Source organism: Burkholderia sp. BC1, assembly GCF_052683555.1.
Genome location: NZ_JBQYLP010000003.1, coordinates 77,597 through 98,265, shown reverse-complemented (window position 1 = coordinate 98,265; position 20,669 = coordinate 77,597). Strand labels below are relative to the sequence as shown.

Here is a 20,669-nt window from a genome sequence, read left to right as displayed (position 1 = left end):
GATGGACCGCTTCGCCGACGCCCCGATCGGCCGATTGACGATGCGTGCCGGCCATGCGCATCATGGCGCGCGACCTATGACGGCACCGCCGTTGTGTGCCGAACCCACCGGAGACGACCATGCTGTATCACGGAAGCTGTCACTGCGGCGACGTGAAGTTCGACGTCGAGGGCGACCTGCAGGGCGTGATGGCCTGCAACTGCTCGATCTGTCGGCGCAAGGGCGCGCTGATGTGGTTCGTGCCGCGTGACCGGATGACACTCGTCACGCCCGACGAACACCTCGGCACCTATACGTTCAACAAGCACGTGATCCGTCATCGCTTCTGCAAGCGCTGCGGCATTCATCCGTTCGGCGAGGGCGTCCATCCGAACGGCACCGCGATGGCCGCGATCAACGTGCGCTGCCTCGACGACGTCGACCTCGACGCACTGCCGGTCACGCATTTCGACGGCCGCTCGCACTGAGCGGCGCGGCGTCCGCCGCGACGCTCACGACGGCTGCGTCGCGCGTCCGTTCTGCGCGGGCAGTTCGGCCTGCGGCGCCGGCCCTGCGGTACGCACGCCGGCGTTGGCCGGGCGCTCGATCAGCGGCGCGAGCGCGGGCGCCATCGACTTCAGCAACTGCACGGCCATCGCACTCGTGAAGTCGTAGCGTGCCGCATACGGTTCGTGTGCGGTCGCGGTCAGCACGCCGAAGAACCGGTCGCCGATCACGAACACGAACGTGCCGCTGCGATTTACCTTGCGCGATTCGATCAGCCGCGCCCCGCGCGCATAGACGTTGAAGCGCTGGTCGCCCGTGCCGGTCTTGCCGTACACCGGCAGCGTCTTGCCGTCGGGCAACGTGAGCCCGCCCGCGAGACGCCGCGCGGTGCCGTTCAGCACGACGTCGCGCAGCAGCGTGCGTGCGACGTTGACGATTTCCGGCGACAGCATCGGCTGCGGCTGCGCCGGCGCGCGCACGAAGCGCGTTTCGTACGGCGTGCCCTTCGCGAAGTCCAGGCGCGTGATCGTTTCGGTCGGCGCCTTGTCGCCGCCGTTCGCGATCAGGCCGATCAGTTTCGCGAGTGCGTCGGGCTGATCGCCCGACGCGCCGATCGCCGCCGCGTACGACGGCGTGACTTCGGCAAACGGATAGCCGAGCGCACGCCAGGCCTTCGTGATCGCGCCGTAGGCGCGCAGCTCGACCATGCGGCGGATGCGGCGGTCCTGCGTGGCGTGATAGCGCGTCTTGTACAGCCACGAGTACGTATAGAAGCGCGCATCGCGGCTGTCGCGCAGCACGTCGTCGAGCGGTGCATCCGGATGCGCGCGCAGATAGTTCAGCGTCCACAGTGCGAGCGGATGCACGCTCGCGATATAGCCGCGGTCGTTCAGGTTGAAGCGGTCGATCGCGTACTTCGCGTACAGCGCCGCGAGATCGTCGTCGGACAGCGACGCCGCCGGCGTGCCCTTCAGCTGCTTGCGCATTTGCGCCTCGAACCACGCGAGCGATTCGTTCGGCGCGACGCTGCGCAGCACGGTCGCGATCTTCGGCGGCGACTTGCGGACGTCCTGCAGCATCAGCGCGAGCGCGTCGTCGGGCGATTTGCCGGCATAGCGCGTGTAGTAGCGCTTCACGTACACCTTGCTTTCGCCGTCGACGAACTGCTGCAGATACTGCTTGCGCTGTTCCGGATCGCCGAGCCACGACGACGACGGGCCGGCCGTCTGCACCATTTCATAGTGGACGATGTCGCGCATCAGCCGCACGAACACAAGGTTCACCGAATGCTCGAACGCCGTATGCAGCGTCATGATGCGGCCGTTGTCGGACTTCTCGAAGTTCGAGAAGACCTGGGCGCCGCCGCCCGTATAGAACACGTCGGGGCTCGCCGAATACTTGCGCTCGACCGCCGCGTCGAGCATCGCCTGCAGCGAGCGGTCGCGCGTATGCGACAAGTAGTCGAGCGCCCAGCGCGAGAGTCCGTCGATCGGATCGGGCTTCACGCGCGCGAGCTCGGCATTCGACAGATGCCCGTAGCGCGCATGCAGGTCGGCCACGATCTGCAGATAGGTGATCAGCGTGCGCAGTTTCGCGGTCGAGCCGAGGTTGATGCGGCCGCCGCGATTCACGTCGAACGGCTGGTTGACGCTGTCGGTCTGCACGCGCAGCAGGTTGGCGCCGTTGCGATGTTCGTACAGCGTGAAGCTGTACGTGAGGTGCGACGGGTCGTCCTTCGGCGCGAGCATCTCGAAGCCGTACAGGCCGGCCGCCTGTGCGCCGTCGCGCGTGGACGCCTGCGCGAGCCGTTCGGCGACCGCGCGCTGCACGCCGTTGTCGAGCGTGCTCGTCGCTTCGAGGTCGAGCTGGTCGAGCTGATAGAGATCGCTGATCCCGAGCGCCGCGAGCAGCGATGCGCGCGCCGACGTGATCGCCTTGCGCGACACGAAGGACTGCACGCGCGCGGCAGCCGGCGGCGCACTGAGCTCGATGTGCGCGGCGAGCGCCGCATCGCGCAGCGCCGGCGAGATCACGCCGCCGTTCGCGAGCAGCCGCAGGTAACTGTCGGTCAGCCGCTGCAGCGCCGGATAGCCGCGATTCAGGAAATACGACGGCGCGCGCTGCGCGATGATCAGCGACAGCACCTGGCGGAACGTCTCGCCTTGTTCGTCGATGTTGTCGCCGGTCGTCGGCGCGGCCAGGATGCGGTTCACGTCGTTGAAGTCGCGGCCGTACCATGCGGCGAGCCCGTCGCCGATGCCGGTGATTTCGCCGATGTGCGGCCGCGCGGCGAGCGGCACCGAATTCAGATAGCGCACGACGATCGTGCGGCGCGCGAGCATCGTCTGCGGGCCGTTCAGATACGCGCGGATCGACGCGGACGCGATCTGCCGCAGCTTCTCCGGCGGCGTCGAGGTGCGGCCGTCCGGCGAATGGCGGAACTTCTCGATCTGCGTCGCGAGCGTGCTGCCGCCGGGGCGCGCCTGATGATGGTTGACCACGTGCAGCGCCTGATCGGCGAGCGCGCGGCTGAAGCGTCCCCAGTCGATCGCCGGGTTGCGGTTCGGCTCGTTTGCGTCGAGCAGGTAGCGGTCTTCGATGAACAGCAGCGAATCGACGACGACGCGCGGCACCGTATCGAAATCCGCGTAGACGCGCTGCGGCGACACCGACGCGAACAGCGGCGAGCCGGTCGAATCGAACAGCATCAGGCCCGTCTGATCCTTCTCGGCGTACGGGAGAAACAGCCCGTGCTCGGCGAGCGACATCATGCGCGCGGAGTCGTGTGCCTGCTTGCCGACGACGAAGCCGCGTGCGAGCAGTCGTTGCTGGAACTCGGGAATCAGCGCATAGCCGAGACGCCGGTCGTACGGGCCGTTCGCGGGAAAGCGGATGTGATCGCTCGCGCCGGCCTCGACCGTGTAGCCGATGTCGCGCGTCAGTTCGGACAGGTAATGCGCCTGCAATCGCGACGTTTCGATTTCCGTCTGCACGACGCGTGCAATGATGGCGACCGCGATCAGCAACGCGGCCAACAGGGACCACTTGACCCACGTCCAGACCGATGCGGCTCCGGTCACGCGCGGCAGGATGCGATTCAGCGGCCGATTCATGGCGGCATCTCCCTGAGGGCGCGGGCTCCGGCCGCCACCCATTATCGATTAGTGTAGTCCGCAAAGGCGGTCTGCCAAGAGCGGTCATCTACGGAGATGCGCCGACGCAACGCGCATTCCCGCGGCTGCATCGGGCTGCGCGGCGGCGCGCGATGTACGGCGATTGGACGGGAATTCGTGCCGGATCTCCGGCGCTTGTCGGCGTGCGCGGCAGGCTTTTTGAAAGGCGCCGCAGCGAGCGCGCGGCGCGCACGGATCGCACGCGTGCGACGCGTCGTGCGAGATCGGCGGGCAGATACCGATTGCATCCGCGCGCGCCCGGTGGACGGGCCGCGCGGGGCGCAGCGCAACGGCTTCCTAGTCGAACGCGCGGCTGCGTTCGTCGTATTCGGGCGACGCGTGCGTGCCCTTCATCGATCGCTGCGCGAATATGTAATCCGCGCTCAGACGCTGCCTTCCTTTTCAATGACGAGAATGCGCGCTTCGCCGAGCGGATGCGCGACGTGCTCGGTGCCGGCCGACGCGTGGAATACGTCGCCTGCCTCGAGTATCGCCGTGCGTTCGACGCCCGCTTCGCGATAACGCATCTCGACGCGGCCGTCGAGCACGGCGAACACTTCTTCTCCGTCGTTCACGTGCCATCGATATGGCTGGTCCGTCCAGTGCAGGCGGACGGTGATTCCGTCCAGATTCGCGATGTCGAGCGCGCCCCACGCGCGGTCTGCCGTGAATGCTTTGCTGCGGATGATCTGCATGGTCCTGATGTCCGTCAACGCGATGTGCGGCGGCGGCCGGGACGGCCGCGCGCCGCGTTGTGTCGGGTGCGGCGTGCGCTCAGCGCGCCATGGCCGCGAGCGCACGATCGATCGTTTGCGCGCGATTGTCGAACCCGGCGGCCGTGCGCGCGTTCACGCGCGCGACGACCGATGCCGGTGCGGTGTCCGGCGAGCCGGCGTCGAACGGTGGCGCGGGCGCGTATTCGAGCTCCAGCTGGATCGCCTGCGCTTCCTCGTCGCCGACGAGTTCCGCGGCGATCGTCAGCGCGAAGTCGATACCGGCCGTGACGCCGCCGCCGGTGATCAGGTTGCCGTCGCGCACGACGCGCTCGCGCACGGGCACCGCGCCGAGCCGCTCGAGCAGCGTATGAAAGCGCCAATGCGTGGTCGCACGGCGTTCGCGCAGCAGGCCCGCGACACCGAGCAGCAGTGCACCCGTGCACACCGACGTCACGTAACGCGCATCCGCTGCGCGCTGCTGCACGAACGCGATCGTTTCCGCATCGAGCAGCAGCGCGTTGATGCCGCTGCCGCCCGGAATGCAGATCACGTCGAGCGGCGGACAGTCCGCGAACGTGTGCGTCGGCGTCAGCGCGAGTCCGCTGCTCGACGCGACCGGTTCGCGCGATTTCCACACGAGATGCACGGCGGCGTCGGGCAGCGACGCGAGCACGTCGTGCGGGCCGGTGAGATCGAGTTGCTGGACGCCGGGAAAGACGAGAAAACCGATATGCAGGGTCATGCCGGGACTCCGTGAAGAGAAGGGCCGCGCCGCGGCGCGGGATGGACAGACCGATTCTAGGCGCGTAGTGTTTGGCGAAATTGCCATATCGCCCACGTTTTCCGCCAATCGCCATGTCGTCGCCGCGTCCGATCCTGATCCTCGCGTTTCCGCGCGCGCAATTGCTCGACGTATCGGGGCCGTTGCAGGTGTTCGCATCCGTCAACGAACTCGCGCTCGAGCGCGGACGGCCGGCGCCCTATGCGCCGCGCATCGTCGCCGCCGACGCGGGGCCGGTCGAGACGTCGTCGGGCGTCGCGGTGGTCGCCGACTCGCTGCGCTCGGCCGCGCGCGGCATCGATACGCTGATCGTCGCGGGCGGCAAGGGCGTGCATGCGGCGTCGCGGGACGCGCGGCTCGTGCGTTGGGTGCGTCGGCAGGCGGATCGCGCGCGACGCGTCGCATCGGTCTGCACCGGCGCATTCCTGCTCGCCGAAGCGGGGCTGCTCGACGGGCGTCGCGCCGTCACGCACTGGACGCGCTGCGACGAGCTTGCGGCGCGCTATCCGAACGTTCGCGTCGAAGCCGATCCGATCTTTATCCGCGAAGGCGCGCTGTGGACGTCGGCCGGCGTGACGGCCGGCATCGATCTCGCGCTGGCGCTCGTCGAAGAGGATCTCGGCCGCGCGGTGGCGCTCGACGTCGCGCGCGAGCTCGTCGTGTTCCTGAAGCGCCCGGGCGGCCAGGCGCAATTCAGCGCGATGTTGTCGATGCAGCGTACCGACGACCGGTTCGGCGAACTGCATGCGTGGATCGCCGAACATCTGGGCGCCGATCTGTCGGTGCCGGCGCTTGCCGAGCGCGCGCGAATGAGCGAGCGCAGCTTCGTGCGCCACTATCGCGCGAGCACCGGCCGCACGCCGGCGCGCGCGGTCGAGCAGATTCGCGTCGAGGCGGCGCAGCGGCTGCTCGGCGAGACCGGCTGGCCGGTCAAGCGGATCGCCGCGCGTTGCGGATTCGGCTCCGAGGAGACGCTCAGGCGCAGTTTCGTGCGCGTGCTCGGCGTGTCGCCGCAGGAATATCGCGAGCGGTTCGTGCGCTGAGCCGACGCGCGGCATCGAGCCGACGGAAATCCGCGGCGCGATGGGCGAAAGCGGCGCGACTATTCAGGAGACGAGAACAATGGAGCGGGGCTTGTGCCGCGCCGTCCGGCGGCTCTATCCTGTCCCGTTGGCGATTCGAAGGGGAGCAGCATGGACCGGATCCAGGCAATGGAAGTTTTCACGCGCGTGGTCGACGCGAACAGCTTCACGCGGGCCGCGGAGACGCTCGCGATGCCGCGCGCGTCGGTCACGACGATCATCCAGAATCTCGAGGCGCTGCTCGGCGTGCGCCTGATGCACCGGACGACGCGGCGGCTGTCGCTGACGCCGGAAGGCGCCGCGTACTACGAGCATTGCGTGAAGATTCTGTCGGAAATCGCGGAAGCGGACGCGAGTTTCCAGAAGGGCAAGCCGACCGGCGTGCTGCGCGTTCACATGCCGAGTTCGCTCGGACGGCGGCTCGTGATTCCGTCGCTGTCGCTGTTCCGGCAGCGCTATCCGGACATCACGCTCGATCTGGGGCTGTCCGATCGGCCGGTCGATCCGGTCGAAGAGGGGATCGACTGCATGATTCGCGTGGGGCCGCTCGAGGATTCGTCGATGGTCGCGCGCCGGATCGGGATGCTCAGACGCGTGACGTGTGCGGCGCCCGACTATCTGGCCCGTCACGGCGAGCCGCGCGAGATCGCCGATCTCGCCGGGCACTACGCCGTGAACTTCCGTGCGACGCAGGGCGGGCGCGCGGTGCCGTGGGTGTTCCTGATCGACGGCAAGCCGGTCGAGGTGCGGATGAATGCGAGCGTCACGGTCAACGATTCGGATGCGTATGTGAACTGCGGGCTGGAAGGGTTCGGGATGATCCAGCCGACGCTGTTCATGGTGGTGTCGAATCTGCTCGACGGGTCGCTGGTCGAGGTGCTGCCGGACTGCAATCCGAAGCCGAAGCCGATTTCGATCATGTATCCGCACAACCGGCATCTGTCGGCGAAGGTGCGCGTGTTCGCGGACTGGATCGCGGAGGTGTTCGAGTCGACGCCGGCGCTTGAAGGCGGCGAGAACTGGCGGCGGAATGTGCGGGGGAAGGTCGAGGGTGAGGCGGTAGGGTCGGTGGTGGCTTGAGTTGAACGGTGCGGGTGTGTTCTCGGGCAGGGAGGGCGCGGCGGCGCGCTGGGCGCGCGATGCAATGAAAAAAGCCGCTGAACCTTTCGGAACAGCGGCTTTTCGCATTTGGTGGCGAATCAGGGACTCGAACCCCGGACCTGCGGATTATGATTCCGTCGCTCTAACCGACTGAGCTAATTCGCCGAAGACTTGAATTATGTAGATCGCCCGCCTCGCTGTCAACACCTTTTTTCATCCAGGCTCGAAAAAAGTCGCCGAGCAGCCGCACCACGGGTGCGCAGGCGGGCAAATGAGGCGCCGGCCGATCTGCCGGCACGGCGCCGTCCCCGTGCCTGACCGTCAATCCTGCGCGTAGATGTTCGAGTCCTTCGTCTCCTTGACGAACAGCAGCCCGATCACGAACGTGACCAGCGCGATCACGATCGGATACCACAGCCCCGAATAGATGTCGCCCTTCGCCGCGACGATCGCGAAGGCGGTCGCCGGCAGGAACCCGCCGAACCAGCCGTTGCCGATGTGATAGGGCAGCGACATCGACGTGTAGCGGATCCGCGTCGGGAACATCTCGACCAGCATCGCCGCGATCGGCCCGTAGACCATCGTCACGTAGATCACGAGGATCGTCAGGATCACGATCGTCATCGGCCAGTTCAGCTGAGCCGGATCGGCCTTCGCCGGATAGCCGGCCGCCTTCAGCGTCGATGCGAGCGTCTTGTCGAACGCCGCACCCTGCGCCTTCGCATCGGCTGCCTTGCCGTCATAGGCCGGGATCACCGTGTCGCCCACCTTGATCTGCGCGGTCGTGCCGGCCGGTGCCGCGACGTTCTCGTAGTTCAGACCGGCCTTCGCGAGCGCACTCTTCGCGATGTCGCACGAGTTCGTGAACTTCGACGTGCCGACCGGGTTGAACTGGAACGAGCACGTTGCCGGATCGGCGACGACCGAGATCGGCGCCTTCTGCGTCGCGATCTCGAGCTGCGGGTTCGCGTAGTGAGTGAGCGCCTTGAACAGCGGGAAGTAGGTAAGCGCGGCAATCAGGCAGCCCGCGAGGATGATCGGCTTGCGGCCGATCTTGTCCGACAGCGAACCGAAGAACAGGAAGAACGGCGTGCCGATCAGCAGCGCGATCGCGATCAGGATGTTCGCGCTCGCCCCGTCGACCTTCAGCGTCTGCGTCAGGAAGAACAGCGCGTAGAACTGGCCCGTGTACCACACGACGGCCTGGCCGGCCGTCAGGCCGACGAGCGCGAGGATCACGATCTTCAGGTTCTTCCACTGGCCGAACGCTTCGGTCAGCGGCGCCTTCGACGTCTTGCCTTCCGACTTGATGCGCAGGAACACCGGCGATTCGTTCAGCTGCATCCGGATCCAGACCGACACCGCGAGCAGCAGGATCGACGCGACGAACGGCACGCGCCAGCCCCATGCACCGAACGCCTCTTCACCGATGAACGTGCGCACGCCGAGGATCACGAGCAGCGACAGGAACAGGCCGAGCGTCGCGGTCGTCTGGATCCACGCGGTGTAGAAGCCGCGACGATTCGCCGGCGCATGCTCGGCGACGTAGGTCGCCGCGCCGCCGTACTCGCCGCCGAGCGCGAGGCCCTGCAGCAGCCGCATCGCGATGAAGATTACCGGCGCGGCGATGCCGATCGACGCGTAACCGGGCAGGAAGCCGACCACGAACGTCGAGACGCCCATGATCACGATCGTCACGAGGAACGTGTGCTTGCGGCCGACGAGGTCGCCGAGCCGGCCGAACACGAGTGCGCCGAACGGGCGCACCGCGAAGCCGGCCGCGAAGCCGAGCAGCGTGAAGATGAAGGCCGCGGTCGGATTGACGCCGGAGAAGAAGCTCTTGCTGATGTAGGCCGCGAGCGACCCGGCCAGGTAGAAGTCGTACCACTCGAACACCGTACCGAGCGACGACGCGAAGATCACCTTCTTCTCTTCGGCCGTCATCGGCGAGTGTGCAATTTGCCCGCCTAACGTTGCCATGAATCGTCTCCAAGTCTCTTGATATAGATGTGCGGCCGCCTTGGATGGGCGGGCCTGTCGACGATTATTGGCACGGAAACTTACGGCGCACTGACTGGCGCGCGCAAAGCGACTGCACGTTAACCCGCGCCGAATCGCGCGCTTTGCGTGCCGATCGTGTCGCGAACGGACGGTAAAGCGCCGATTCCGACGCCGCGGCGGCGGCGCGTCCGGCCGCGCCTCAGGGTTAATCCGGGGCCGCGACCGACAGCGGCAGGCTGACGCGCACGAGCGTGCCGGCAAGGCGCGGCGCCGTCTGGTATACGTGGTCGTCGATCGTCAGCGTGCCGCCGTGCTGCGTGGCGATCTCGCGCACGATCGCGAGCCCGAGCCCGCTGCCGTCGCCTTCGCGGCCGAGGATCCGGTAGAAGCGCTCGACGACGCGGCCGCGCTCGGCGGCCGGAATGCCGGGCCCCGTGTCCTCGACTTCGAGATGCGCGAGCCGCGCGGTGCGGTCGGCGTGCACGCGCACGGTGATGCGACCGCCTTCGGGCGTGTAGCGGATCGCGTTGTCGATCAGGTTGCCGAGCATTTCGCGCAGCATCACGGGATTGCCGTCGACGTCGATCGGCGCGTCGTCGGGCGGGCCTTCGTAGCCGAGATCCATCCGTTTCGCGAGCGCGGCCTGCACCCAGTCGCGCACGGCACGCCGAGCGAGCGCCGCGATCTCGACGGGCTCGAACATCAGCCCGCTCGCCCGGTTCTCCGCGCGCGCGAGCGCGAGCAACTGCGTGACGAGCCGCGCGGCCTGCTCGGAACTCGTCGCGATCTGCTCGAGCGAGCGCTGCACGTCGGGCGGCACCGCGTGACGCAGCGCGAATTCGGCCTGCGTGCGCAGGCCGGCGAGCGGCGTTTTCATCTGATGCGCGGCATCCGCGATGAAGCGCTTCTGCAGCGCCATGCTCTGCTCGAGCCGCGCGAGCAGGTCGTTGAACGACGTGACGAGCGGCTCGATCTCGGGCGGCGCGCGCTGCGCTTCGACGGGCGACAGATCGTCGGGACGCCGCGCGCGGATATGCGCCTGCAGCGCATTGAGCGGCGCGAGCCCGCGCGACAGCCCGAACCACACGAGCAGGATCGCGAGCGGCAGGATCACGAACTGCGGCAGGATCACGCCCTTGATGATGTCGTTCGCGAGCGCGTTGCGCTTGTCGAGCGTTTCGCCGACCTGCACGAGCACGGGCTGCGTGCCGCTCGCGTCGGGCAGCGCGACGGTCGTATAGGCGACCCGCACGTCGTTGCCGCGCAGCAGATCGTCGCGGAACACGACGACGCCCGGCGGCGGGCGATCCTCGTCGCGCGGCAGCGGCATGTCGGCTTCGCCGGCGACCAGCTCGCCGCGCGTGCCGAGCACCTGGAAATACACGCTGTCGATGTTGTCCGCGCGCAGGAAGTCGCGCGTCTGCTGCGGCAGCGTCAGCTCGGCGACGCCGTTGACCGGATGAATCTGCCGCGCGAGCACGTACGCGTTGGTTTCGAGCGCGCGATCGAACGGCCCGTTCGCGATCGTCTTCGCGACGAGATAGGTGACCGCGATGCTCATCGGCCACAGCAGCAGCAGCGGCGCGAGCATCCAGTCGAGGATTTCGCCGAACAGCGAGCGCGGACGCGCGGCTTCGGGCGTGTCGGTTTCGTCGGGCGGGGCGAACGGATTCGCGTAGCGCGCGTCGCGCGCCGCGTCGGCGGCCGACGACGGCTCGCCGGTCGGGTGGCGGGAAGGGGCCGGCGTGGCCATCGCGGCGACGGCCGGGCGTCAGCGCAGCGGCGTGCCGGCTGTCGCGGGCTTCGCCGAAGCCGGATCGGCCGCCGCGGGCGGCGGCGCGGGCGCGTCGGCGGGCGCGGCCGGCACGACCTTCTCGAGGCAGTAGCCGAGGCCGCGCACGGTCGCGATCCGCACGCCGCTCGGCTCGATCTTCTTACGCAGCCGGTGCACGTACACTTCGATCGCGTTGTTGCTGACTTCCTCGCCCCATTCACACAGATGGTCGACGAGCTGCTCCTTCGACACGAGGCGCCCGATCCGCTGCAGCAGCACTTCGAGCAGCCCGAGTTCGCGCGCGGACAAATCGAGCACGCGGTCGTTCGCATAGGCGATCCGGCCGACCTGGTCGAACGCGAGCGAGCCGTGCCGCACGACGGTCGGGCCGCCGCCGGCGCCGCGCCGCGTCAGCGCGCGCACGCGCGCCTCGAGCTCGTTCAGCGCGAACGGCTTGGCCATGTAGTCGTCGGCGCCGAGATCGAGCCCTTTCACGCGCTCGTCGACGCTGTCGGCGGCGGTCAGGATCAGGACCGGGAGATTGGAATTGCGCGCGCGCAGGCGCTTCAGCACGTCGAGCCCGGACATTTTGGGCAGGCCGAGATCGAGGATCAGCAGGTCGAAAGTCTGCATCGACAGCGCGGTATCGGCCTCGACGCCGCTCTTCACGTGGTCGACCGCATAGCCCGATTGGCGGAGTGACCGGGTGAGGCCGTCCGCGAGTATGCTGTCGTCTTCGGCGATGAGAATTCGCATGGTGCGTGACCGGTGACCGGCAGCGCGTTGGCGCCGGCACGGCTGTCTCCGAATATTCGTGTACAACGCAGCCTGATTGCGGGCTTGCACAAAACACTGTTTTTTTATACAGTGTCTGCATTCGTGGGCAGCGCTTGAAAGCGGGCGCGCCTGTTACAGACGCTGCTCATCATAGCAAAGGACGATTCATGGAAGAAAGCAAGAAGGGCTCCGGGATGACCGCCGAGAAGAGCAAGGCGCTGGCTGCCGCACTCGCACAGATCGAGAAGCAGTTCGGCAAAGGGTCGATCATGCGCATGGGCGACGGCGAGGCGGCCGAGGACATCCAGGTCGTGTCCACGGGCTCGCTCGGGCTCGACATCGCACTGGGCGTCGGCGGCCTGCCGCGCGGCCGCGTGGTCGAGATCTACGGGCCGGAATCGTCCGGCAAGACCACGCTCACGCTGCAGGTCATCGCCGAGCTGCAGAAGCTGGGCGGCACCGCAGCGTTCATCGACGCCGAGCACGCGCTCGACGTCCAGTACGCGGCGAAGCTCGGCGTCAACGTGCCGGATCTGCTGATCTCGCAGCCGGACACCGGCGAGCAGGCGCTCGAAATCACCGACGCGCTGGTGCGCTCGGGCTCGATCGACATGATCGTCATCGACTCGGTCGCGGCGCTCGTGCCGAAGGCCGAAATCGAAGGCGAGATGGGCGATTCGCTGCCGGGCCTGCAGGCGCGCCTGATGTCGCAGGCGCTGCGCAAGCTGACGGGCACGATCAAGCGCACGAACTGCCTCGTGATCTTCATCAACCAGATCCGCATGAAGATCGGCGTGATGTTCGGCAACCCGGAAACCACGACGGGCGGCAACGCGCTGAAGTTCTATTCGTCGGTGCGTCTCGACATCCGCCGGATCGGCTCGATCAAGAAGAACGACGAGGTGATCGGCAACGAAACGCGCGTGAAGGTCGTCAAGAACAAGGTGTCGCCGCCGTTCCGCGAAGCGATCTTCGACATCCTGTACGGCGAGGGCATTTCGCGTCAGGGCGAGATCATCGATCTCGGCGTGCAGGCGAAGATCGTCGACAAGGCCGGCGCCTGGTACAGCTACAACGGCGAGAAGATCGGTCAGGGCAAGGACAACGCGCGTGAATTCCTGCGCGAGAATCCGGAAATCGCGCGCGAGATCGAGAACCGCATTCGTGAATCGCTCGGCGTTGCCGCCATGCCGGATGGCGCGGGCCACGACGAAGCCGAGGCGATGGACGAAGAAGAGTGATGGTCGGGCGCCGAGGCAAGCCTGCCGAGCCGGACGAGCGCGATACGCCGGAAGCGGCGCGCGCCGGCCGGCCGGCCGAATCCTCGGGCGCCGGCCGGCGGCTGCCGGGCAGTCATGCTGCCGCAAGCCGCACCGCGACGAGGGCATCCGACGATGCCCTCGTTTCGTTTGAGATCGCCGCGCCGGAGGATCCGTTCGACGACGACGAATCGTTCGACGCGCACGATCGTTCCCGCCAGCGCGTGTCCGGCCTCGGCCTTCCGCGTGATCGCGCAGCCGACGGCTCGGCATCGGCCGCGGAAGACGTCTATACGCGCAGCAGTCAGCATTCGCGCCGCACGCGCCGCGCGGGCGGCGCCGCATCCGGCGATGCGGGAGACAGCAGCGAGCGCAAGTCGTCGAAGCCGCCGCGCTCACTGAAGGGGCGCGCACTCGGTTATCTCTCGCGGCGCGAATACAGTCGTGCCGAACTCGCCCGCAAGCTCGCGCCGTACGCAGGCGAGGACGAATCGGTCGAGCCCGTGCTCGACGCGCTCGAAAAGGACGGCTGGCTGTCCGACGCGCGCTTTGCGGAGAGTCTCGTGCATCGTCGTGCATCGCGTGTCGGCGTGGCGCGCATCGTCAGCGAACTGAAGCGTCACGCGATCGGCGACGCGCTCGTCGACGAGCTCAACACGCAGCTGCGCGAGACCGAATGGGCGCGCGCGCAGGCGGTCTGGCGCAAGAAATTCGGTGCACTGCCGCAAACGCCGGCCGAGCGCGCGAAGCAGGCGCGCTTTCTGGCCGCGCGCGGCTTCTCGAGCGCGACCATCGTGAAGTTGCTGAAAGTCGGCGACGATTTTCCGATCGACGACTGACGCGGCCGATCGCGCGCGTGGCGCGCGATTTTGCTGCAATGCGATCGTTCCCCGACAGACGGGAATACCCGCCGTTGCGGCGGCCTGTCTCAAATACCCAGTATGCTAAAATCCACGGGTTTTCCTCTTCGGCCTCAACCTCCAGCATGCCGCTATCCGAGCCCGTGCCCCGTCAGTTGCGACATCGACGCGCAATCCGAGCGGACGCCTACGAGCGCGGCGACGGCTTGTGGGATATCGAAGCCTGCCTGACCGATCACAAGCCGCGCGACGTCGCGCTTGCATCGGGCATTCGGCCTCAGGGCCTGCCGATCCACGAACTCTGGCTGCGCGTGACCATCGATCGTGACCTCAATGTCGTCGACGCCGAAGCGTCGTCGGAATGGGTGCCATATCCGGGTCACTGTCAATCCGCTCCTCCTGCCTACCGGGCCCTGATCGGGCTCAACCTCTTCCGCAATTTCCGTCGCGACGCGAACCGGCTCCTGTCGGGCACCGCGGGCTGCTCCCACCTCACCGAACTGTGCGCCGTGCTGCCGACGGCGGCGATCCAGGCGTTCGCCGGCGACGTATGGAACGTGCGCGAGGCGGGCGGCGAAGGGCCGGAGCACGACGACGCGCACGACGAACCGCCTTTTCAGCTCGGCCGCTGCCGTGCGCTGCGGTTCGACGGCGAGGTCGTGCGGCAGTACTACCCGCGGTGGTACGGCGCGAGCCGGCCGGAGTCGGGCGGCACGAAGGAATGAACGGAAATCATTCAAAGAAGCGTCTTAAGCGACTTTTCATCCAACTCTCAGACTGAAGGGAATCACGCATGAAGATTCACGAGTACCAGGGTAAGGAAATCCTGCGGAAATTCGGAGTCGCGGTACCGCGCGGCAAGCCGGCGTTCTCGGTGGACGAGGCCGTCAAGGTGGCGGAAGAGCTCGGTGGCCCGGTGTGGGTCGTCAAGGCTCAGATTCACGCGGGTGGCCGCGGCAAGGGCGGCGGCGTGAAGGTCGCGAAGTCGCTCGAGCAGGTGCGCGAATACGCGAACCAGATCCTCGGCATGCAGCTGGTCACGCACCAGACGGGCCCGGAAGGCCAGAAGGTGAACCGCCTGCTGATCGAAGAAGGCGCCGACATCAAGCAGGAACTGTATGTCAGCCTCGTCGTCGACCGCATCTCGCAGAAGATCGTGCTGATGGGTTCGAGCGAAGGCGGCATGGACATCGAAGAAGTCGCCGAAAAGCACCCGGAACTGATCCACAAGGTCATCGTCGAGCCGTCGACGGGCCTGCTCGACTCGCAGGCAGACGACCTCGCCACGAAGATCGGCGTGCCGGCCGCTTCGATTCCGCAAGCACGCGCGATCCTGCAAGGCCTGTACAAGGCATTCTGGGAAACCGACGCATCGCTGGCTGAAATCAACCCGCTGAACGTTTCCGGCGACGGCAAGGTCATCGCACTCGACGCGAAGTTCAACTTCGACTCGAACGCGCTGTTCCGTCACCCGGAAATCGTCGCGTACCGCGATCTGGACGAAGAAGACCCGGCTGAAATCGAAGCGTCGAAGTTCGACCTCGCGTACATCTCGCTCGACGGCAACATCGGCTGCCTCGTGAACGGCGCAGGCCTCGCGATGGCGACGATGGACACGATCAAGCTGTTCGGCGGCGAACCGGCGAACTTCCTGGACGTCGGCGGTGGCGCGACGACCGAGAAGGTCACCGAAGCGTTCAAGCTGATGCTGAAGAACCCGGGCCTGAAGGCCATCCTCGTGAACATCTTCGGCGGCATCATGCGCTGCGACGTGATCGCGGAAGGCGTGATCGCCGGTTCGAAGGCCGTGAACCTGAACGTGCCGCTCGTCGTGCGCATGAAGGGCACGAACGAGGACCTGGGCAAGAAGATGCTGGCCGATTCCGGCCTGCCGATCATCTCGGCGGACAGCATGGAAGAGGCTGCGCAGAAGGTGGTCGCGGCTGCCGCAGGCAAGTAAAGAAGCGCCCCCGGACCTGGCGCCATGCGCCAGGCCCCGCGGGGGGTCAAGAAAACTTGGGGCGGCCCGGCGTTTTCTTGGCGCGCTAATGAACACGCATGGCGGCGCGCTTCGCACGCGACGCCAATCGAACAGAGGTCAAAATACATGTCGATTCTGATCAACAAGGACACGAAGGTCATCACGCAGGGCATCACCGGCAAGACCGGTCAGTTCCACACGCGCGCCTGCCGTGAGTATGCAAACGGCCGCGAAGCATTCGTCGCGGGCGTGAACCCGAAGAAGGCCGGCGAAGATTTCGAAGGCATTCCGATCTACGCGAGCGTCAAGGAAGCGAAGGAAGAAACCGGCGCGACCGTGTCGGTCATCTACGTTCCGCCGGCAGGCGCTGCTGCTGCGATCTGGGAAGCGGTCGAAGCCGATCTCGATCTCGCGATCTGCATCACGGAAGGCATTCCCGTGCGCGACATGATCGAAGTGAAGGACCGCATGCGTCGCGAAGGCCGCAAGACGCTGCTGCTCGGGCCGAACTGCCCGGGCACGATCACGCCGGACGAGCTGAAGATCGGCATCATGCCGGGTCACATCCACCGCAAGGGCCGCATCGGCGTCGTGTCGCGTTCGGGCACGCTGACGTATGAAGCCGTCGCGCAGCTCACGGCGCTCGGCCTCGGCCAGTCGTCGGCAGTCGGTATCGGCGGCGACCCGATCAACGGTCTGAAGCACATCGACGTCATGAAGATGTTCAACGACGATCCGGATACGGATGCGGTCGTGATGATCGGCGAAATCGGCGGTCCGGACGAAGCGAACGCCGCGCAGTGGATCAAGGACAACATGAAGAAGCCGGTCGTCGGCTTCATCGCGGGCGTCACGGCGCCTCCGGGCAAGCGCATGGGCCACGCCGGCGCGCTGATCTCGGGCGGTGCGGATACGGCCGAAGCGAAGCTGGAAATCATGGAAGCCTGCGGCATCAAGGTCACGCGCAACCCGTCGGAAATGGGCCGCCTGCTGAAGGCAGCGCTGTAATTTCCGCGACGCGCGTCGTACAGAAAACGCCGGCCTAGCCGGCGTTTTTTGTTATCCTCGCGCAATCCGTTTGTAATCTCCGGGTACGTGCGATGCGCGTGCCGGTCTCCATTCTGGCCGCCCAGTGGACGGCCAAGTCCTGCGAAACACATCGCCATGGTCGAATTTCTCACGTCGCTGCACTGGGGCGCGGTGCTCCAGATCGTCATCATCGACATCCTGCTCGGCGGCGACAACGCCGTCGTCATCGCGCTCGCATGCCGCAACCTGCCGGACAATCAGCGCTTGCGCGGCGTCGTGTGGGGCACGGCCGGTGCGATCCTGCTGCGCGTCGCGCTGATCGTGTTTGCGGTCGTGCTGCTCGACGTGCCGTTCCTCAAGCTCGGCGGCGGGCTGCTGCTGCTCTGGATCGGCATCAAGCTGATGGCGCCGGCGCCCGACGCGCACGACGACATCAAGCCCGCCAGCCGGTTGTGGGACGCCGTGAAGACGATCGTGATCGCCGACGCGGTGATGAGCCTCGACAACGTGATCGCGATCGCCGGCGCGGCCGAGCAGGCCGACCCGTCGCACCGGATCGCGCTCGTGATCTTCGGGCTCGTCGTCAGCGTGCCGATCATCGTCTGGGGCAGCACGCTGGTGCTGAAGCTGCTCGACCGTTTCCCGATCGTCGTCGCGTTCGGTGCGGGCTTGCTCGGCTGGATTGCCGGCGGGCTGATCGTGCACGATCCGGTCGGCGATCGCTGGCCGGTGCTCGACACGCCGGCCGCGGTCTACGGCGCGAGCATTGCCGGTGCGTTGCTCGTCGTCGCTGCGGGCTATGCGCTGCGCAGGCGGCGCAGCGTGACGCGCGCGCACTGACGCGACGTTGGCCGTCCGGCCGAGTGCCGGCCTCGCGGCCCGCTGGCTACGATCGAAACGCCTGCCGAACCGGCAGGCGTTTTTCGTTTCCGGAGCCCGTCATGTTCGAAGCCTTTTCCGTTTCCCTGTTCCGCCGTCTGGCCGCCGATCTGCGGCGCGCGCGGCGGCCGGCCCCGCTGCGCGCGTGGCGCGCCGGTTTCACGCTGATCGAGCTGATGATCGTGCTGGCGATCGTCGGCGTCGTCGCCGCGTATGCGATTCCCGCGTACCAGGACTATCTCGCGCGCTCGCGTGTGGGCGAGGGGCTTGCGCTCGCGTCGTCCGCGCGGCTCGCGGTTGCCGACAATGCCGCGAGCGGCACGGGGCTCGACGGCGGCTATAGTGCGCCGGCCGCGACGCGCAACGTCGAATCGATCCGCATCGACGCGGAGACAGGCCAGATCACCGTGGCGTATACCGCGCGCGTCGCCGCGGCGGGCGCCAATACGCTGGTGCTCGTGCCGTCGGCGCCCGACAAGCCCGATACGCCGACGGCGCGCGTGCCGTTGAAGAAAGGCGAGATGCAGGCCGGCGCGATCGCATGGGAATGCTTTGCCGCAGGCAAGGATGCGTCATCGCTGCCGGCGCCGGGAGCGGGGCCGCTGCCCGGTACGGCCGCGACGTTGCCGGCCAAATATGCGCCGGCCGAATGCCGCGCGTAGCGGCGCGGCGGGGCAGGGCACGCGCAGCGCGCGGCTGCGCGTGCATCGCGTGCCGCGTGACGGCCCCGCACAGAGGGGGGAAAGTTTTGTATAGTGCGCCGGTTGCTGACATCCGGTTCGCTCATGCCTTCTACCTTTACCCGTTCGTTGCCGCTCATTGCACTGGCTGTCGCGCTGATCGTGCCGTACGCGATCACCACCCACACATATCCGATTCCGACCTTCTATTCGGAATTTTCCGCGCTCGTGCTGTATCTGCTGCTCGGCCTGTCGGTCGTGCTGCTGGTGCGCACGCAGCGCGCGGCCGAACCGTTTGCCGCACCGGCCGCGTTCGTCGCGCCGATCGGCTTCGCGCTCGTGCTGATCGCGCAGCTCGTGCTGCTGCCGTTGAAGGTACCGTCGATGAACGGGCTCGCGCTCGGTTATCTCGCGGCCGCGCTGGTTGCGATGCAGGCCGGCTACGCGCTCGCGCGCGACGGGCTCGGCGACGCGGTCGCGCGGATGATGGCGGGCGCGCTGCTGATCGGCGGCGTGTTCGCGGTCGCGTGTCAGGTCGTGCAGCTGTTTCATCTGGAGTCGGCGGTGTCGCCGTTCGTCGTGATGTACAACATCGCGGTCGACCGACGCCCTTACGGCAACATGGCGCAGGCGAACCATCTGGCGACCTACATCGCGTTCGCGATGGCCGGTGCGCTGTATCTCGTGCAGACGCGCCGGCTCGCGGTGTGGGCCTGGCTCGCGCTGTCGATCGTTCTGTCGGCCGGGCTTGCGCTGACGGTGTCGCGCGGTCCGTGGCTGCAAGTCGCCGTAATGGTCGTCGCGGGCTTCTGGATGGCGTGGGTCGAATCGCGCCGCACGCGCGGCGCCGCGCGTGCGTGGCTGCTGCCCGTCGTGCTCGTGGTCGCGTTCGTTGCGGTGAACGTCGCGGTGCGTTGGGCCAACGTCCACTATCAGCTGAATCTCGCCGAATCGGCGGCCGAGCGGATGCGCGACGCCGGGCAGATCGCGCCGCGCCTCGCGCTGTGGAAGTACGGGCTCGCGATGTTCCGCGAGCATCCGCTGCTCGGCGTCGGCTGGGGCGAGTTCCCGTCGAACCAGTTCGCGCTTGCGCGCGCGCTCGGCGGCGTCGAGATCGCGAACAACTCGCACGACATCTTCATCGACCTGCTCGCGAAGTCCGGCCTCGTCGGCCTCGGCGTGCTGGCCGTCACGCTCGTGATGTGGTTCGTGCGGGCGGTGCGCGCGCCGCAGTCGAGCTCGCGCGTGTTCGGCTTCGCGCTGATCGGCATCCTGCTGATGCACGCGCTCGTCGAGTATCCGCAGCAATACATGTTCTTCCTGCTGCCCGCGATGTTCGTGGTCGGGCTGCTCGACGTGACGCCGTTGCGCGTGCTGCCTGCGCGCGCGGCGTTTGCGCTGTTCGCGGTGCTGTCGTTCGCCGGGCTGCTCGCGACGATTCCCGTGCTGCGCGACTATCAGCGCGCCGAGGTGCTGTATTACGGCAGCAGTCCGGCCGCGCAGTATCGCGATGCGCCGTCGCTGCTGTTCCACGCGTGGGGCGATTACGGCGCGGCCACGCTGCTCACGATCTCGCCGGACGATCTGCCGGCGAAGCTCGCCGCGCACGAGCGCGCGATCGCCCTGTTGCCGGGCGAGACGGTGCTGCGCCGCTATGCGGTGCTGCAGGCGCTCGACGGGCGGGAAGCCGATGCGCTCGATACCGTCGCGCGGCTGCAGGTGTTCGCGAAGGAGCTGAAGGACTGGCCGGCGCAACTCGCGTTGCTCTACAAGCTGTGCGACGAACATCCGTCGTTGAAGGCGTTCAAGGCGGCCGTCGTCGCGAAATACGGCGAAGTGCCGTCCGATGCGGACGACGAGTCGGACGACGAGGACGATACCGAGTAAGGGACGCGGCGCAGCGGCCGACAAGCGGAATTCGCGCCGCTCGGTTCAGGCGATGCGCCGATGGTCGCGCGACCGCGCGGCGCGGGCGCGATTCCCGAGACGCGCGGCGATTGCTTTGCGCATCGCACGGAGTCGCCCCCAACGACACGGGCTAAGTGACGCGGCACGGTGCCGGATAAACGGAATTCGCGCCGCTCGATACG

17 protein-coding genes and 1 tRNA gene are annotated in these 20,669 nt (G+C 67.3%); 11 read left to right on the top strand and 7 right to left on the bottom strand.

The annotated features are described in order from the left end of the window. Positions 1 to 119 precede the first annotated feature (119 nt). Positions 120 to 467, top strand: a complete 348-nt coding sequence (locus ACSHSS_RS02705) for a GFA family protein (RefSeq protein WP_012212770.1) — start codon at positions 120 to 122, stop codon at positions 465 to 467. 24 nt (positions 468 to 491) lie between these two features. Here the strand turns inward: ACSHSS_RS02705 and ACSHSS_RS02700 are convergent, their stop codons facing one another. The 3 genes from ACSHSS_RS02700 to ACSHSS_RS02690 form a co-directional block, all read right to left on the bottom strand. Next, positions 492 to 3,599 carry a transglycosylase domain-containing protein gene (locus ACSHSS_RS02700; protein ID WP_088925247.1) on the bottom strand — a complete coding sequence of 1,036 codons (3,108 nt, stop codon included), beginning with the start codon at positions 3,597 to 3,599 and terminating at the stop codon, positions 492 to 494. A 443-nt stretch (positions 3,600 to 4,042) separates the two neighbouring features. Next, positions 4,043 to 4,354, bottom strand: coding sequence for a cupin domain-containing protein (locus tag ACSHSS_RS02695; protein ID WP_006398377.1), 312 nt, complete (start codon positions 4,352 to 4,354; stop codon positions 4,043 to 4,045). A 79-nt stretch (positions 4,355 to 4,433) separates the two neighbouring features. Then, the gene (locus ACSHSS_RS02690) at positions 4,434 to 5,117 is read right to left on the bottom strand and encodes a DJ-1/PfpI family protein (protein WP_445544542.1); all 684 of its coding nucleotides are present in this window, start codon (positions 5,115 to 5,117) and stop codon (positions 4,434 to 4,436) included. Between the two features lie 113 nt (positions 5,118 to 5,230). On the opposite strand from ACSHSS_RS02690, the gene ACSHSS_RS02685 reads away from it, so the two are divergent. Together ACSHSS_RS02685 and ACSHSS_RS02680 are read left to right on the top strand one after the other, a co-directional pair. Next, positions 5,231 to 6,199, top strand: a complete 969-nt coding sequence (locus ACSHSS_RS02685; RefSeq protein WP_006398379.1) for a GlxA family transcriptional regulator — start codon at positions 5,231 to 5,233, stop codon at positions 6,197 to 6,199. A 150-nt stretch (positions 6,200 to 6,349) separates the two neighbouring features. Then, entirely contained in the window at positions 6,350 to 7,318 is a 969-nt protein-coding gene (locus ACSHSS_RS02680) for a LysR family transcriptional regulator (RefSeq protein WP_039219948.1), read from the top strand. A 109-nt stretch (positions 7,319 to 7,427) separates the two neighbouring features. Here ACSHSS_RS02680 and ACSHSS_RS02675 read toward each other — a convergent pair. From ACSHSS_RS02675 to ACSHSS_RS02660, 4 genes are all read right to left on the bottom strand, one after another. Further along, positions 7,428 to 7,504: transfer RNA gene (locus ACSHSS_RS02675), tRNA-Met, on the bottom strand. A 156-nt stretch (positions 7,505 to 7,660) separates the two neighbouring features. Then, positions 7,661 to 9,319, bottom strand: a complete 1,659-nt coding sequence (locus ACSHSS_RS02670; protein ID WP_006415081.1) for an MFS transporter — start codon at positions 9,317 to 9,319, stop codon at positions 7,661 to 7,663. 226 nt (positions 9,320 to 9,545) lie between these two features. Then, positions 9,546 to 11,093 (bottom strand): sensor histidine kinase, encoded by a 1,548-nt coding sequence (locus ACSHSS_RS02665; RefSeq protein ID WP_060040755.1) that lies wholly within the window; start codon positions 11,091 to 11,093, stop codon positions 9,546 to 9,548. A gap of 18 nt (positions 11,094 to 11,111) precedes the next feature. Then, a complete protein-coding gene (locus ACSHSS_RS02660) occupies positions 11,112 to 11,870 on the bottom strand; it encodes a response regulator transcription factor (protein WP_006398385.1) in 759 nt (252 codons plus the stop codon). Between the two features lie 188 nt (positions 11,871 to 12,058). Here ACSHSS_RS02660 and recA point away from each other — a divergent pair, with 188 nt between their 5' ends. The 8 genes from recA (at position 12,059) to ACSHSS_RS02620 (ending at position 20,466) form a co-directional block, all read left to right on the top strand. Next, positions 12,059 to 13,132 carry a recombinase RecA gene (gene recA, locus ACSHSS_RS02655; RefSeq protein ID WP_006398386.1) on the top strand — a complete coding sequence of 358 codons (1,074 nt, stop codon included), beginning with the start codon at positions 12,059 to 12,061 and terminating at the stop codon, positions 13,130 to 13,132. After that, on the top strand, positions 13,132 to 13,989 hold the full coding sequence (gene recX, locus ACSHSS_RS02650) for a recombination regulator RecX (RefSeq protein WP_445544541.1): 858 nt from the start codon (positions 13,132 to 13,134) through the stop codon (positions 13,987 to 13,989). The genes recA and recX overlap by 1 nt, the downstream gene beginning before the upstream one ends. 146 nt (positions 13,990 to 14,135) lie before the next feature. Further along, positions 14,136 to 14,735: a DUF2889 domain-containing protein gene (locus ACSHSS_RS02645; protein WP_035488916.1), complete on the top strand. Its 600-nt coding sequence runs from the start codon at positions 14,136 to 14,138 to the stop codon at positions 14,733 to 14,735. A gap of 68 nt (positions 14,736 to 14,803) precedes the next feature. Further along, a complete protein-coding gene (sucC, locus tag ACSHSS_RS02640) occupies positions 14,804 to 15,970 on the top strand; it encodes an ADP-forming succinate--CoA ligase subunit beta (protein WP_006398389.1) in 1,167 nt (388 codons plus the stop codon). Between the two features lie 147 nt (positions 15,971 to 16,117). Beyond that, positions 16,118 to 16,999, top strand: a complete 882-nt coding sequence (gene sucD / locus ACSHSS_RS02635; protein WP_006398391.1) for a succinate--CoA ligase subunit alpha — start codon at positions 16,118 to 16,120, stop codon at positions 16,997 to 16,999. A gap of 156 nt (positions 17,000 to 17,155) precedes the next feature. Further along, positions 17,156 to 17,860: a TerC family protein gene (locus ACSHSS_RS02630; protein WP_006398392.1), complete on the top strand. Its 705-nt coding sequence runs from the start codon at positions 17,156 to 17,158 to the stop codon at positions 17,858 to 17,860. Positions 17,861 to 17,961: 101 nt separating this feature from the next. Then, positions 17,962 to 18,561 carry a pilin gene (locus tag ACSHSS_RS02625; protein ID WP_006406506.1) on the top strand — a complete coding sequence of 200 codons (600 nt, stop codon included), beginning with the start codon at positions 17,962 to 17,964 and terminating at the stop codon, positions 18,559 to 18,561. A gap of 123 nt (positions 18,562 to 18,684) precedes the next feature. Beyond that, positions 18,685 to 20,466 (top strand): PglL family O-oligosaccharyltransferase, encoded by a 1,782-nt coding sequence (locus ACSHSS_RS02620; RefSeq protein WP_217060666.1) that lies wholly within the window; start codon positions 18,685 to 18,687, stop codon positions 20,464 to 20,466. Positions 20,467 to 20,669: the final 203 nt, after the last annotated feature.